Raw genomic sequence first — 14142 nt, forward strand, 5'->3', positions numbered from 1 at the left:
GCGCAGGGGGCGGGCAGGCGGTAACCTGCTACGGAAGAGTTGCCCCGGTCCGGGCGGACTGGCCGGCGCCCGTGACCGACCCACGCCAGCACAAGGAACCGTTATGACCAGCAGTTGCACTTCTGGCGGGTGTGGCCCCCGCGCCCCCCTGACCCCCGAGCAGGAGCAGATCCTGCTGGGCCATGGCACGGAGTACCCCGGCTCCAGCCCCTTGAATGACGAAAAACGCCAAGGCGCATACCATTGTGCGGCGTGCGGCACGCTGCTGTTCCGCTCCACCACCAAGTATGAGAGCGGGAGCGGGTGGCCATCCTTTTGGGCGGCCGAACCCGGCGGTGTTGCCACCCGGCGGGACACAAGCCACGGCATGGTGCGCGAGGAGGCCCACTGCGCGCAGTGCGAGGGCCATCTGGGCCATGTTTTTAACGATGGTCCACCGCCCACAGGTTTGCGCTATTGCATGAACGGCCTTGCGCTGGACTTTAGACCCGCCACACCAGACAAAACCTGAACCGACCAGCCCCCCCTGCCATATAGGCGGCGGGGGGCGAACCGCATGAGCGCTCAGGCCTGCACGCCCTGCGGCGCGGGGGCCATTTGCCTGCCCCCTACGGCGGTCAGGAAAAAAGACCATGCTTCGTTAAAAAACGCATCGCGTTCTTTTTCGGTTTTAAGCGGGTCAAGGCCGAACAGGCTGTCTTCCATCGGCCAGCCGGTGACCATGCCGGTCAGCAGGCGGGCGGTTGTGTCCGTTGCATGGCCGGGGTTGATCTGCCCCTTCTGCTCCGCCGCCTTGAGCAGGCGGACAAAATTGTTATGAAAAGGCTGACCAATGGCTGCCACCGCCTGCTGCTGCAAGGAGGGGTGGCGGTGCCCGTCGGCTATAAGAATCCGGTAAGTGCCCAGTGCATCTGGCCGCAGGGTCAGGTCCAGCATCAGACGGCTGATGTGGCGCAGCTCCTCCAGCGGGTTGGTCAGGGGGGTCTGTTCCATAGCCCGCAGAACAGAGCCGGTCAGGTTGGTCACAACTGCAATAAACAGCGCCTCCTTGGAGGGGTAGCGCCGGTAGATTGTCTGTTTGCTCGCACAGGCCTTGCGGGCGATCTGGTCTATGGACGTGCCCGCATAGCCATGCCGCACAAACAGACCTGCCGCTATTTCCAGCAGATACTGGTCCAGATCTTCCGTTACATCGGTTGTGGGCCGCCCACAGCGCCGCTTGCGCCCCTGCAGGCAGGGGTTTGCCATGTCCAGCGGACGAGCGGCAAAGGTAAGGGCCTTGCTCAGGTACCCTTTGGGCGAACGGGGGGCAGGGGGCTTAGACAACGATTATCCGCTTTGTGTTAGCAGGTGCTGGGTGGGGGTATGGTAACACATCTGCAATGTGGCCGTTTTATACCCGTGTCGTGTTTTTATTTCGAGGTCTTTCCGTGCAGCGCAAGAATGTGTTGCAAGAAAAAGGGGGTGTTGCGGCGGCTCTTTTCCGCCACACACAAAACACCCATACCATGTGGCGCGCGATCATGTCAGGAAATAACCCCAGTGGAACAGCAGACGTTTGAGGGCAAAGACCCTCACAGCTCCAATCAGGCGGACCAGACCAGTGCGCGCCCGGAGCCTACGCCCCCCACAGGCCCGGATGCCCGGAGCACTGCCAGTGCTGAGCAAATAGCCGTTCTGGCCTTTGGCGTGCAAAAGCTGGAGCGTATTTTGCGGCGGTTTTACCAGCTTTCCGTGGCTGTGGTGGCGGCGCTGTGCGTGGGGCTGTTCATTTACGCTGGCGGTGCTGTGGTTATGGTTGTGTTTGCCGCAGCCCTTGTTGCCGTGGTCCTGCATGGGGCGGCGCGGCTGATCTGCCGGGTGCTGCCCGTGCGGCAATGGGTGGCGGTGGTGCTGTTCCTTGCCGCCCTTGTTGGGGGTGTGTCGGTTGTTGTGCATGTGTCCGGCCCGGAACTGGTAACCCAGCTATCCCACCTGTATGCGGCCCTGACCCATGAGCGCGACGCCCTGCATGCCGCACTGGACAGGAATCCGGTCGGGCATTCGGTGCTGAACCACATGCCCCGCTTTTTTGGCGGTAACCAGACATCCGGCCCCCTTGGCTCGGAAGGGGCCGGGGGCGGCATGGACTTTGCCGGGTCCATGACCAACGTGCTGACCTCCACCTTTGGCTCGGCGGGTACGTTGGTGGTTATTGTGATTGCGGGAGTGTATTTTGCGCTCTCCCCCCACCTGTATGCCAATGGTCTGCTGCGGCTTGTGCCCACGCGCTACCGTGGCACCGCGCGCGAGTTAATTCGCACCACGGCCCATGTGCTGTCTGCCTGGGTTGCGGGGCAGTTGCTGGATATGACCGTGGTGGGCGTGCTCACATGGGTTGGCCTGTCCCTGCTGGGCATGCCGCTGGCTTTTCCGTTGGGGCTGGTTGCGGGTACGGCCAATTTTATTCCCTATCTGGGCACGTTCATTGGGGCGGTGCCTGCTTTGCTGATCGCGCTGTCCATCAGCCCGCGTGAGGCGCTTATGGTGGCGGGGCTGTATGCCTTTATTCAGGCGTTTGAGGGGTATGTCATGTCTCCCTTCATTCAAAAAAGGGCGGTGAGCATGCCGCCCGCCCTGACCATTTTGTCCCAGACCATTTTTGGCGCTTTTCTGGGGATGTGGGGTTTTGCCTTTGCCTCGCCCATTACCGCCGTGCTGCTGGCGGTGATCGACCACCTGACCGCCCCCCTGCCAGAGGACGAACAGGTCTGACCCAACCTAGCATTTTGGCATAAAAGCGTAAAAAACAGGACAAAACAGGCGCGATCTGCGTTTTTGGGGGTGGTTTTCCCGCTTGTGTGCATGCACATTCCACACAACAAGAATATCCGCTTGAAGGAAGCACGGGATGTCCAGCCCAGCCGACGATTTTCAGAAATACCGGCACCTCAGCCCGTTTGAACTCAAGGACCAGCTTATCCGGCTGGCCTCGGGGCGGGCGCAACGGGCCATGCTGGATGCAGGGCGGGGCAACCCCAACTTTCTGGCGACCTTGCCCCGGCAGGGCTTTTTTCAGCTTGGCATGTTTGCCGCAGCCGATTCCGCCCTCACATTCTCCTACATGGCGGAGGGCGTGGGTGGCCTGCCCCGGCGCGAAGGCATAGAGGCACGGTTTGAGGCTTTTCTGGTTGCCAACAAGGATGTGCCCGGCATTGCGTTCCTGCGCCGCGCCTTATCCTATGTGCGCGACCAGATGGGCCTGCCAGCCGATGCGTTTTTGCTGGAGGCAACAGCGGGCATTCTGGGGTGTGACTACCCAACCCCTCCACGCATGCTGCGCTACGCGGAAAAAGTGGTCCGCCACTACCTGCTGCACGAAATGGCAGGCGGCACCATGGCCGAGGGCACAACAGACCTGTTTGCGCTGGAAGGGGGGACTGCGGCCATCAGCTATATTTTTGCCTCCCTGCGCCAGAACGGGCTGATCCGCCCGGGGGATAAGGCCGCCATTGGCATGCCGGTCTTTACCCCCTACGTGGAAATTCCCGAACTGCGGGACTACCAGTTGCAGGAAGTGGCCATTAACGCAGACCCCGAAGCCGGGTGGCAGTACCCGCCGGAGGAGCTGGACAAGCTGCTTGACCCTGCGGTTAAAATTTTTCTGGTGGTCAATCCCAGCAACCCGCCATCGGTGCGTATGAGTGATGCGGGGCTGGCCCGTATTGCCGAAATTGTTAAAAAACGCCCCGATCTGATTATTGTCACCGACGATGTGTACGGCACCTTTGCCGATGACTTCCGCTCCATTTACGCCATTTGCCCGCACAATACGGTGCTGGTCTATTCGTTCTCCAAGTATTTTGGCTCCACCGGCTGGCGGCTTGGGGTTGTGGCCATGCACCAGAACAACGTGCTGGACCGCGCACTGGCCGCTCTGCCCGATGCCGAAAAGCAGGAACTGGACAGGCGTTACGCCTCCCTGACGCCTGATGTGCGCGCTCTGAAGTTTATTGACCGGCTGGTTGCCGACAGCCGCACCGTGGCCCTTAACCACACGGCGGGCCTGTCCACCCCACAGCAGGTGCAGATGGTGCTGTTCGCACTCTTTGCGCTTATGGATGGGCGCGATGCCTATAAATCCGCGCTCAAACGCCTGCTGCACCGGCGCGAACTGGCCCTGTACCGCGACCTTGGCGTAAAAGCGCCGGAGGATGAGGGCAGCACCCATTATTATACGCTCATCGACCTGTCCAACGTGGTGACCCAGCTTTATGGCCGCCGCTTTGCCCGCTGGCTGATCACCAAGGTCGATTACCAGACCATCCTGTTCCGCATTGCGGAGGAAACAGGCGTTGTACTGCTGCCCGGAGATGGGTTTGCTGTCAAACGCCCTTCGGCCCGTGCCTCGCTCGCTAATCTGAACGAATACCAGTACGCAGCCATAGGCACCGCCCTGCGGCGCATGGCGGATGAATATTACGCGCGTTACTGCACGGAAAAAGGGATTAAGGCCGAGGCCCCCGCTCCTTTGGCGCACTAAGGCCGGGGGCGGTCAGGATCAAGGGCGGCGCAAGCCGGAGCAGTCTGGGCCGGGGCAGGGATAACCCTGCTCCAGCGTGCCAGTTCAGGCCCCTCTGCCCCACCTTGGGGGGCGTGAGGGGCAGGTGCGTCAGTCGTTTTTGCCAAAAACCGGGCGTGTGCTTTCAAACAGGAACCATGTGCGGCGCTCTGTTTCGTCAATCCAGTTTTCCAGCAGGCTGGCTGTGGCCACATCGTGTGCATCATCACACAGGTCATGCACTGCGCGCAGGCGCTTGGTCAGGGTCAGGTTGTCTTCACGCAGTTCGGCCAGCATGTCCTCGGGGGTCACGTAGAGCGCATCGTTATCCAAAATGGCGGTCTTGCGGCTGATCTCGCCAATGGAGTGGAGTGTTGTGCCGCCAATTTTACGCGCACGTTCGGCCATGGGGTCGGTCATGGCAAAAATCTGCTGGCTCTGCTCGTCCAGGAGCAGGTGGTAGTCGCGGAAGTGGCGGCCACTCATATGCCAGTGGAAGTTTTTGGTTTTGATGTACAGGGCGAACACATCAGCCAGAACCTCGGCCAGACCAGCCGCAACAGCCTTGACCTTGTCGGCCTTCAGGTCTGTGGGGGTGCCAAGATATTCCTTGATGTGGAGTTCCGAAGCATTGGGTTTGGTCATGGGAATGCCAGCCTTTCCAATAAATGTCAGTCTGCGGACCGGGGAGTTCCTCCGCCGCTGCACTCAACGTGGAAAGCCTGTGCGCGGATGCAACCCCGCACGGGCAAAGACTCCGGCTTTCACATAAACGTGACAAACCCGTAACCCTATTCCGCCAGCCTTCTGCCTGACCCCGGCCTGTGCGTAGGTGCCGTGCGGAGCATGCCGTGTGCGGGTTGGTTACACCTCGCTTTTAAGCGGGCGGCTGAGCAGGCTGTGCGTAGCCTGCTCCAGTGTTATCTGCCCTTCCATAAAGGCGGCAATGCAGTCGGTAATGGGGGTTTCCACCCCATGTGCGCGGGCAAGGGCTTGCAGGGCGGCGGCTGTTGTAACCCCTTCGGCCACGCCGGGCAGGCTGTTCAGTGCTGTGTGGGTTGTCATACCCTGCCCCAGTGCCAGACCCATCTGATAATTGCGAGAAGAGGCCCCGGTGCAGGTCAGCAGCAGGTCGCCCAGCCCCGCAAGGCCCGCCAGTGTGGCAGCCTGCCCGCCAAGGGCTATGGCCAGCCGGGTTATTTCGGCCAGTCCACGGGTAATCAGGGCGGCGCGGGCGTTTTCGCCCAGTCCTGCGCCAATGGTCACGCCGGAGGCCACGGCAATAACATTTTTGGCGGCCGCTCCCAACTGCACCCCCACGCAGTCTGTGCTGGCGTAAAGGCGGAACAGGGGGGTGGAGAGCGCGCTGCTCAGGCTTTGCGCCAGCGTGGCGTTCTGTGCGGCCAGTACGGCGGCAGCGGGCAGGCCTGCGGCAATCTCGCGGGCAAAGTTGGGGCCGCACAGCACGGCGCCGGGCACATCGGGGCGTTCACGCGCCAGAATATCCAGCGGAAAAGCCAGTGTTGTGCGCTCTATGCCCTTGCAACACAGGATGGCGGCAATGCCAGCAGGCAGCATGGGCAGAACGGAGGCCAAATGCTGCGTAGGCACGGCGACCAGCACACAGCGTGGGGCAACGTGGGGCAGTGTGGAGCAGGGGTGAACGGTGGGGGGGAGCGGGTGGTCCGGCAGGCGGGGCATGGCCCCGTTGGGTAGGGTCTGGGCGTTGCGCGCCCACAGGTACACCGGCGCTCCGGTGCGCGCGGTATGCAGGGCCAGTGCGGTGCCCCATGCACCTCCGCCCAAAACAAAAACTGGATCGCTCATATCCGCATCGGTGCCAGAAGCCCGGCCACTGTGCAAGCGTGGTAAAGCTGGGGTTGGTGGACGTGTTGGCGCTTAGGCGGAGGCTGCCAGCGCCACACCCTGCTGGCGGGCGGCATGGGCGGCCAGTTCGGCCTGCTGCATGTGCCTTAGCTTGGCTTCGCGCAGTAGGCACACAACGCCTTTAACGCAGTTGCCGCACTGGGCCTTGCACCCCCGCGCGGCATAAATCTCACGCGGGTGGTTTGCGCCATCGGCCACGGCGGCTTCAACGTCTTTATGAGTCAGTAGGTTGCAGGAGCAGACAACCATTACTTTGCACCTCAAGATTGCGAGTCTGAATCCTACTCAACCATAAATGAGAATTAGTCGCAACACTTTCCGCACAAGACTGTGCCCCGCTCCCCAAAAAAGTGATCGGGGCAGGGCAGTGCCCAGCCCCGTGCCCCGGCGTGGGGTCAGCCCCGGTGGGGAAGGGGGAAGAGCCGGTCGTAAGCCATGTTGAACACAAAGGCGTAGGCCAGATAAAACAGCGCAAGCGAGAGCGAGAGCGGCAATGTGGCAACCATGGAGGCATGGGCGTACAGCGCAATGCCCGGCACAAGTGCGAGCTGCAACCCGGCCTCGAACACCAGAGTATGCACCACGCGCACCCGCATGGTCTTGCGCGTGGTGTGGTAGAGGCGGCCCATCACCCGGTCAAAGGCAATGTTGTACAGGTAGTTCCACACCATGGCGGTTATGGCGCTGCCAATGCCAATAACGCCCATGGCGGATTCGTGCAGGCCAAACAGGACGCTGCCAGAGGGAATGGTTATGGCCAGCGCAAAGGCTTCGAACAACAGAACATGGCGCAGGCGGTCCATGCCCGAGCGCATGGGCACCGCAGGCAGGGCGGCTTGCGGTGTGGGGCGCCCTGCCGTGTTCAGGGCCGTGGGGTGGGTGGATGAGTAAGTTGACATGGCGGCAATCTATCGCGCCTGATAGCAAAGGAAAGATGGAACCTATCAGAAAAACAGATGGATGAACGTTTCTCTCGAACAGCTTGAAGCTTTTGTGGCCACGGTGGATGCCGGGTCTTTTTCCGCCGCGGCCCGCGCGTTGGGGCGTGCGCAGTCGGCCATAAGCACGCATGTGGCCAATCTGGAGGTGGACCTTGGGGTGGTCCTGTTCGTGCGTACGGGGCGCACCCCGGTGCTGAGTGTGGATGGCGAACGCCTGCTGCGCGAGGCCCGCGTGGTGCTGGACCGGCGCGAACACCTGATCGGCGTTGCCCGCTCGCTGGAAAGCGGGGTGGAGAACAAGCTGGTTGTCGCCATAGACGAACTGTACCCAGAACACGCCCTTGGCCCGGTTTTTGCCGAATTTGCACAGGCCTTCCCCCATGTGGAAATGGAAATCCTGTTCCCGCTCATGGAGGATGTCGGCCAGCTTGTGCGCGATGGCGCCGCACAGCTTGGGGTTATGTGGCAGCAGCACCGCATGCCGCCCGAACTTGCGTTCCGCACCATTGGGCGGGTGCCGCTCAAACTGGTGTGTGGGCGCAACCACCCGTTGGCGCAAGGTGGCCCCGTGGCGTGGGAGGACCTCAAACGCCATCGCCAGATTCTGGTGGCCGCGCGTGGGCGCGAGCGCGAGCGGCATTACCTGCGCGTGGCGGGCGAGGTCTGGTGGGTGGAAAGCCACTGGGTCATTCTGGAACTGGTGCGCCACGGCATAGGCTGGGCTTTTGTGTCCGACCATGTTCTGGCGGCCTCCCCCGCCGCACCCGATATAGTTGTACTTGAGCAACAATTTGATGCAGGCGACCGTCTGGTGCCCCTTGCGGTGGTCTGGCACGCCAAGGGGTCGTACGGGGTTGCGGCACGGTGGCTTTTGCAACGATTCTTCAAAAAAGAAGGAAATTTTTAGACTGGAGCGGGCTGTTCCGCCCGGCTGATCCGCAGTTGTGTCAGGTTCCCGACGTGTGTCTTTAATTTTGTGTTGAAAAGGCAACAGTAACGGTTATGATACGAAAATCCTGATGGAAACGAGAGAAAAAACAGGTCTGCATGTCCGTTCTTAGCCCCCGCAAATCATGGCTTGGCCTGCTCCTTGGCAGTGCGGCCTTTTTTTCAGCAGCCACCGTTCAGGCCGCCGAACCCGTCCTGCAAACCGAGCAGAGCGACGTGGTCACCCTAAAGCCCTACAGCCCCCACACCATTTTGGTGGAAGACGCGGTTTACACCCATAACAAGGATGGCCGTGTGGATGTGGTGGACGCCGACCGTGGCGAACTGCTGGGCATGGTGCAGGCAGCCTACAACCCCAACGTGGTTATCGCTCCCGACGCCAGCCACTTTTATGTGGGGGAAACCACATGGGAGCGCGGTAACCGTGGTGCGCGCAACGACCTTCTGGCCGAATACGACGCCCAGACCCTTAAACTCACAGCAGATGAAAAACTGCCCTCGCGCGCGCTGGTCACACCCAAGCGCAACAATCTGGCCATCAGTGCCGATGGCGCACGGGTCTATGTGTACCAGATGAGCCCCGCCAACGCGGTGGAAGTGGTGGACACAAAGGAACACAAGGTCACCCATACGGTGGAAATTCCCGGTTGCGCACTGGCCTACGCCTGGGGCAATGCCGGTTTTTCCTCCCTGTGTGGGGATGGTACGCTGACCAATGTCAGCATCGAGGCTGACGGCAAGGCCAGTGTGACCCACAGCGCTGCGTTCTTTGAGCCCGATAAAGACGGCATTTTTGAACAAAGCCCCAGTGTAGCCAAAGATGGTGCTACGTATTTTATCAGCTATAGCGGCAAGGTTTACCCAACCACCCTGTCCGCCAGCAGCGTTGTGCAGCCTGCATGGTCCTTGCAGGAAGGGGCCGGGCTTAAACCCGCATCCGATGCCACCGCACCGTTTGAGGTGACGTGGCGCCCGGGTGGGTGGCAGATGTCCGCTTTGCATAAAAATGCACACGAACTGTATGTGCTCATGCACCGTGGCACCTTCTGGACCCACAAGGACGCCGGGACGGAAGTCTGGGTGTACAACACGGACACCCACAAGCGGATCCGCCGTATGCCGCTCAAGGTTGCCAGCACCATGGTTGGCGTTACGCAAGATGCAAGCCCGCTGATGTTTACAGCGGATGAGGAAGGCAACTTCTTTATTTCCGACGCCCGCACCGGCAAGCTGCTGCGGACCATGAAAGGGCTTGGCACGTCTTTGATTTTCACGGTTGCGCCGGGTGAAGGATGAGCCTTCAGGCGTCGGTCTTTGTGGTGCCTGCATGGTGCGCTGAGGCAGGGCAACTGGTTGCGGCTTTGTGTGCTGGTGGCATAGGTGCCCTGTTTTTGGTTGCTGGTGTTGCCAAACTGCGTGCGCATGACACGTTTTTGGCCACATTGGCCGCCTACCGTCTGCTGCCGGAGTGGTCTTACGAAAGTGCGGCATGGGCGCTTGCCTTGGCCGAAACTGGCGTAGCTGTTCTGCTGTTTTCGGGTATTGGGGCATCTGCTGGCAGCCTTGCGGCAGCGGCTTTGCTGGTCGTGTTCGCCTGCGCCATGGGCATGAATGTGCTGCGTGGGCGCACGGACCTGTCCTGCGGTTGCACGCCCGGTGTTGCAGGGCAAAAGCTCTCATGGGCGGTGGTGCTGCGCACTGTGGCCTGTGCGGGGGTTGCCCTTGTGCCGTTTGTGGGCCTTGCGTTCGGGCAGGGGGTTTTGCCCCTGCCATGGGCACAAGGTGTTGTGGGGGGTGTGTGCGTGTACCTGTTGTGGCAGGCCATGCAGGTACTGCCTCCGGTGCAGGTGCCCGGTTCGGCACGGCAGGAGCACGGAGCATGATCGTTCTGCTTTATGTATGGCAGGCCGTTCTGGTGCTGCTGCTGTTGGTGCTGGCCGTGGTGCTGGTTGCACTGGCCCGCCAGATTGGCGTGCTGCACGAACGGCTTGCCCCACTGGGGGACCAGGAGGTCAAGCCCGGTCTGGATGTGGGGCAGGTTGTTCCGCGCCTGATCCTGCATACGCTGGATGGTGCGCCGTTTACCGTGGGGGATGTTTTACCCGCAGGCCGCAGGCAGCTTCTGCTGTTTGTGGCGGCGGAATGCCCCGTGTGCAAACGGGTTTCCCCCATTGCGCGCCAGATTGCCGCCGAACGCGGGCTGGACCTTGTGTTTGTGGGGGATGGCCCCGAGCCTGAACTTAAAGCCATGCAGCAGGCCCGGCCGGAAATGCAGGGCGTGCCCCTTGTGACCGGGGTTGAACTGGCTCTGGTCCTACAGATCAATCGTATGCCATCGGTGGTGCTGCTGGATGAACGCGGCACCATACTGGCCAAAAAACTTGTTAATACCCGCCGGCAGATTGAAGGGGTGCTGGACGGCGTGGCCTCCACCCACCCCGCAGCGCCAGCCGATACAGGAGCGAATGCGCATGTTGCCTTCTGAACACACTCAAAAAACGGAACAGGGCACGTCTCTGTTCGACCGTCTGACCGAAACTGTACTGCGCCATTTTGCGGGCCATACGTCCCGCCGTGGCGTGGTCGCCCGTCTGGGTGGGCTGGCGGCTGCCGTGCCGCTGTTCCCCCTGCTGCCGGTCAGTCGTGCTTCGGCCGCAACGCCTGCCGCGGGCAAGGTGGCATCCAAAGCCCCAACGCCGTTTGGGGCCAAAGCGCAGGTCAAAGACCCCAATGCGTGCGATTACTGGCGTTACTGCGCCATTGACGGCAACCTTTGCACCTCCTGTGGTGGTGGTGTGCATAGCTGTCCGCCCGGTACGGCTCCGTCCCCCACATCGTGGATCGGGAGCTGCTACAACCCGCAGGATGGCAATTCCTACATGATTGCCTACCGGGACTGCTGTGGTCAGGATTCGTGTAACGAGGTGACCTGCCTTGGCACCGATGGTGACCAGCCCTCCTACCGCCCCATGGCCAATAACGACATTATCTGGTGCTTTGGCACCGGCACGTCGGAAATGTACAACTGCTCCACCGCAGCCGTGATCGGGAAAGCCTCCTGATCATGCGCGCAGCGTTGTTGCGTTGTGTTCTGCCTGCCTGCGTTACGGTGCTGGCCCTTATGGCTGGCGCCGTGCGCGCCCACGCGGCGCCAGACGCCGTGGCAGGGGCGACAACTTTAAGCCACACACAGTCTGTTTACGTTTCGCATTGTGGTGGGTGCCACGGAATAGAGGGCATATCCGGCCCGACCTTTGTGCCCATGCTGCGCAATAGTGTGGGCAGCTTTGCCTGCACGCAGGAAGGGCGGGCCTATCTGGTGCGTGTGCCCGGTGTGTCCATGTCCCTCATCCGCGATGACCAGACACTGGCCGATGTTATGAACTTTGTGCTGATCACATTAGGTGGCAGCAGCACACCGCCGGGCTTTAAGCCCTATACGGCGGCCGAGGTGCATACGTGGCGGGCGCATCCGCTTTCTGGCCCGGATTTTATGGCGTTGCGCGCCCATGTGCTCGAACGCTCGCTTGCGGCCTGCGCGCACAGCCCGAACAAGGGTTGAGCGGTACAGGTGCTGTGGCCAGCAGGCCACAGCACGGGCAGCAAGAGCGCCAGATGACATGAAAACTTAAAATGACTTTTGATCAGTCCTCATCCAGCCTGTACCAAGCACACACGATAGTCCCCCGCTTTGTTGGGTTTGTTGGACCTTTTTGTTCTGATTTGTGGAGCTAAAAACGAATGTTTCTTCGCCGCCCTTTGCCCGTAGGGATGTGGCTGACCATGCAACTGGCGGCGCTGCCCGCTCTGGCGCAGGAAAAAATAACCCCCGGTGATGCCGCGCGCCCTCTGGTGCTGGAGGAAACCCCGGCGGAAAAAGCGCAGGCGGACAAGGAAGAGGTTAATCTTAAACTCACCAAAAACCATACATGGTTTGACGATCTGGAAGGCCACCTTGTGGTCGAAGCCGGTGTTAACGGTAACCCGTGGACCCATACAGGCCGCAACTGGGCGCAGTCCTACGTGGACCGGGCCAACACCGCCACACTGAACCAGATTACAGGCACGCTCTCCCACCCGACGACCGATATTGGCGGCGGCTACGGCATAGGGTTTGTGTTTGAGGTGCTGTACGGTTCGGATGCGCGCTTTAACCCGACCATTGGCATGGGCGATGGCAGCCTGACGGGCATGTACCAGTGGGCGCCAACACAGGCCCATATTGATGCGCATCTGCCATGGCTGAGCAAGGGCGGCATAGACCTCCAGATTGGCCAGCAATACGGTATTCAGGGGTTTGAAGGCACGGATGCGCTGGAACGTCCGTTTTATTCCTACAACTATTCCTCCGATTACATTGTACCGTTCGAAACCGTGGGCGTGCTGGCCACATGGCACATGACCGACACAGTAGCGTGGGTTATGGGGGTGAACGCGGGTAACTCCACCACGTTTGGCGGCGCCAAAAACAACAAGCGCCCCAAAGGATATTTTGGCGTGCAACTGAGTGGCCTTATGGATGGCAAGCTGGATGTGGCGGCAATCGGGTACCTTGGCCCACAGCAGAGCGTGTATGAGATTGGCAACCGGGCCAACCAGAAAATGGAATATATTGGCGATATTCTGGCCACATACAAACTGAACGACACCAGCTCCATTACGCTCAATGCCACCTATTACCACGACGACTACCTACAGGACGACGTGTACGGCATTACCACCTACTTCTCGCATGACTTTTCGCCCTCGCTCACCTTCAATGCGCGTGGCGAAATTTTCCGGGATAATACCGGCGATGTCGTGGGCAATAACACCTCTACCATGTCCTACGTGAACGAACTGCGCGGGCGCAGCTATCCCTACGATTCCGCACCGGGCACGACTTATGGGGAACTGACCGTGGGTGTGACCTACCGGCCAGAGTTCCTCAAACTGCCACGCGGCAGCTTTTCCATCCGCCCCGAAGTGCGGCTGGACAAGTCGCTCAACGGCACCCGCCCGTTCAACCGTGTTTCTCCCACGGATGACCCGACCGTCAACTACGCCAATAACGGCACCAACAATATGTTCTGGTTCAGTTGCGATGCCATCTGGTCTTACTGATCGCACACGCACCATCATGGGCAGCGGGGCTGAGGCATGACACAGGCAGGCCTGCAAACCCTTGTGCTTGTGAATGGTATGCTCAGCCTTTTGCTCTGTGCGGCGTTTTTTGTGGCGTATCGCATGGTGCTAAGGCTGCGCAGGCTTTTTCAGGAAATTGCACCCGTGGGCGCGTTAACCAACGCGCGCGGCCCCCAGCCGGGGGATGCCTGCCCCACAGGCACATTTGCAACGCTGGATGGGCAGACCATGCCGCTGGCGGGTGGGGCTACGCCCCGCCTGCTTCTGTTTGTGTCCGCCACCTGCCCGATCTCGCGCAAGGTTATCCCACTTGCCCGCAACTTCTGTGCGACCGAGCAGTTGGAGCTGGTTCTGGCGGGGGATGATAACCCGGTTGTGCAAACCCATTTTGCACAGCAGACCGGCACACTGCCCGCACGGTTTATCAATGATCCCGCATTGGGCCGGGCGCTGGAGGTGGACAAACTCCCCGCCGCCTTTTTGCTGGACCAGCAAGGTGTGCTGATCGCGCGCGGGCTTGTGAACAACCGTGAGCATCTGGAAAGCCTGCTCAATGCGTGGGAGAGCGGGTTTGGCACGGTGCAGGCCTATATTACCCACACCCGCAAAGCTGGCCGGGCCGCCGTTTAAGCCCGTGTGGCCGGGTTGGTGGCCCAGTTTTGGGCTGCGTGCCAGTGGACCATGCGTACCCGGCCTGCCTGT

General features: G+C 60.8%; 16 protein-coding genes. 11 read left to right on the plus strand and 5 right to left on the minus strand.

The genetic code is table 11. From position 1 onward, the window contains the following. The first annotated feature begins 103 nt into the window (after positions 1-103). Entirely contained in the window at positions 104-511 is a 408-nt protein-coding gene (gene msrB, locus AABE20_RS05815; RefSeq protein ID WP_338332218.1) for a peptide-methionine (R)-S-oxide reductase MsrB, read from the plus strand. Between the two features lie 53 nt (positions 512-564). Here msrB and AABE20_RS05820 read toward each other — a convergent pair whose 3' ends face one another. Continuing rightward, positions 565-1326, minus strand: a complete 762-nt coding sequence (locus tag AABE20_RS05820) for a TetR/AcrR family transcriptional regulator (protein ID WP_338332219.1) — start codon at positions 1324-1326, stop codon at positions 565-567. 216 nt (positions 1327-1542) lie between these two features. On the opposite strand from AABE20_RS05820, the gene AABE20_RS05825 reads away from it, so the two are divergent. Both AABE20_RS05825 and AABE20_RS05830 read left to right on the plus strand, forming a co-directional pair. Continuing rightward, a complete protein-coding gene (locus AABE20_RS05825; RefSeq protein ID WP_338332220.1) occupies positions 1543-2754 on the plus strand; it encodes an AI-2E family transporter in 1212 nt (403 codons plus the stop codon). A gap of 136 nt (positions 2755-2890) precedes the next feature. Next, positions 2891-4522: a bifunctional aspartate transaminase/aspartate 4-decarboxylase gene (locus AABE20_RS05830; RefSeq protein ID WP_338332221.1), complete on the plus strand. Its 1632-nt coding sequence runs from the start codon at positions 2891-2893 to the stop codon at positions 4520-4522. A 129-nt stretch (positions 4523-4651) separates the two neighbouring features. On the opposite strand, the gene AABE20_RS05835 is transcribed toward AABE20_RS05830, so the two are convergent. The 4 genes from AABE20_RS05835 to AABE20_RS05850 form a co-directional block, all read right to left on the minus strand. After that, positions 4652-5185 (minus strand): Dps family protein, encoded by a 534-nt coding sequence (locus AABE20_RS05835; protein WP_338332222.1) that lies wholly within the window; start codon positions 5183-5185, stop codon positions 4652-4654. A gap of 219 nt (positions 5186-5404) precedes the next feature. Beyond that, positions 5405-6367: an NAD(P)H-dependent glycerol-3-phosphate dehydrogenase gene (locus tag AABE20_RS05840; protein WP_338332223.1), complete on the minus strand. Its 963-nt coding sequence runs from the start codon at positions 6365-6367 to the stop codon at positions 5405-5407. 72 nt (positions 6368-6439) lie between these two features. Next, complete coding sequence (locus AABE20_RS05845; RefSeq protein WP_338332224.1) at positions 6440-6676, minus strand: (2Fe-2S)-binding protein; 237 nt, start codon at positions 6674-6676, stop codon at positions 6440-6442. A gap of 146 nt (positions 6677-6822) precedes the next feature. Next, the gene (locus AABE20_RS05850; RefSeq protein WP_338332225.1) at positions 6823-7326 is read right to left on the minus strand and encodes a PACE efflux transporter; all 504 of its coding nucleotides are present in this window, start codon (positions 7324-7326) and stop codon (positions 6823-6825) included. Positions 7327-7387: 61 nt separating this feature from the next. Between AABE20_RS05850 and AABE20_RS05855 the strand changes: the two genes are divergently transcribed. The 8 genes from AABE20_RS05855 to AABE20_RS05890 all read left to right on the plus strand — a co-directional run bounded on the left by AABE20_RS05855 (position 7388) and on the right by AABE20_RS05890 (position 14070). Beyond that, on the plus strand, positions 7388-8275 hold the full coding sequence (locus tag AABE20_RS05855; RefSeq protein ID WP_338332226.1) for a LysR family transcriptional regulator: 888 nt from the start codon (positions 7388-7390) through the stop codon (positions 8273-8275). 140 nt (positions 8276-8415) lie between these two features. After that, positions 8416-9612, plus strand: coding sequence for an amine dehydrogenase large subunit (locus AABE20_RS05860; RefSeq protein ID WP_338332227.1), 1197 nt, complete (start codon positions 8416-8418; stop codon positions 9610-9612). Next, the gene (locus tag AABE20_RS05865; protein WP_338332228.1) at positions 9609-10199 is read left to right on the plus strand and encodes a MauE/DoxX family redox-associated membrane protein; all 591 of its coding nucleotides are present in this window, start codon (positions 9609-9611) and stop codon (positions 10197-10199) included. The genes AABE20_RS05860 and AABE20_RS05865 overlap by 4 nt, the downstream gene beginning before the upstream one ends. After that, positions 10196-10801, plus strand: a complete 606-nt coding sequence (locus tag AABE20_RS05870) for a redoxin family protein (protein WP_338332229.1) — start codon at positions 10196-10198, stop codon at positions 10799-10801. Before AABE20_RS05865 ends, AABE20_RS05870 begins: the two co-directional genes overlap by 4 nt. Beyond that, a complete protein-coding gene (mauA, locus tag AABE20_RS05875; protein WP_338332230.1) occupies positions 10788-11378 on the plus strand; it encodes a methylamine dehydrogenase (amicyanin) small subunit in 591 nt (196 codons plus the stop codon). The genes AABE20_RS05870 and mauA overlap by 14 nt, the downstream gene beginning before the upstream one ends. Positions 11379-11380: 2 nt before the next feature. Beyond that, on the plus strand, positions 11381-11878 hold the full coding sequence (locus AABE20_RS05880; RefSeq protein WP_338332231.1) for a c-type cytochrome: 498 nt from the start codon (positions 11381-11383) through the stop codon (positions 11876-11878). Positions 11879-12057: 179 nt separating this feature from the next. Beyond that, positions 12058-13419, plus strand: a complete 1362-nt coding sequence (locus AABE20_RS05885) for an outer membrane beta-barrel protein (RefSeq protein WP_338332232.1) — start codon at positions 12058-12060, stop codon at positions 13417-13419. A 36-nt stretch (positions 13420-13455) separates the two neighbouring features. Beyond that, positions 13456-14070: a thioredoxin domain-containing protein gene (locus AABE20_RS05890; protein ID WP_408740734.1), complete on the plus strand. Its 615-nt coding sequence runs from the start codon at positions 13456-13458 to the stop codon at positions 14068-14070. Positions 14071-14142 lie beyond the last annotated feature (72 nt).

Source organism: Acetobacter zythi (assembly GCF_963921165.1).
Taxonomy (GTDB): domain Bacteria; phylum Pseudomonadota; class Alphaproteobacteria; order Acetobacterales; family Acetobacteraceae; genus Acetobacter.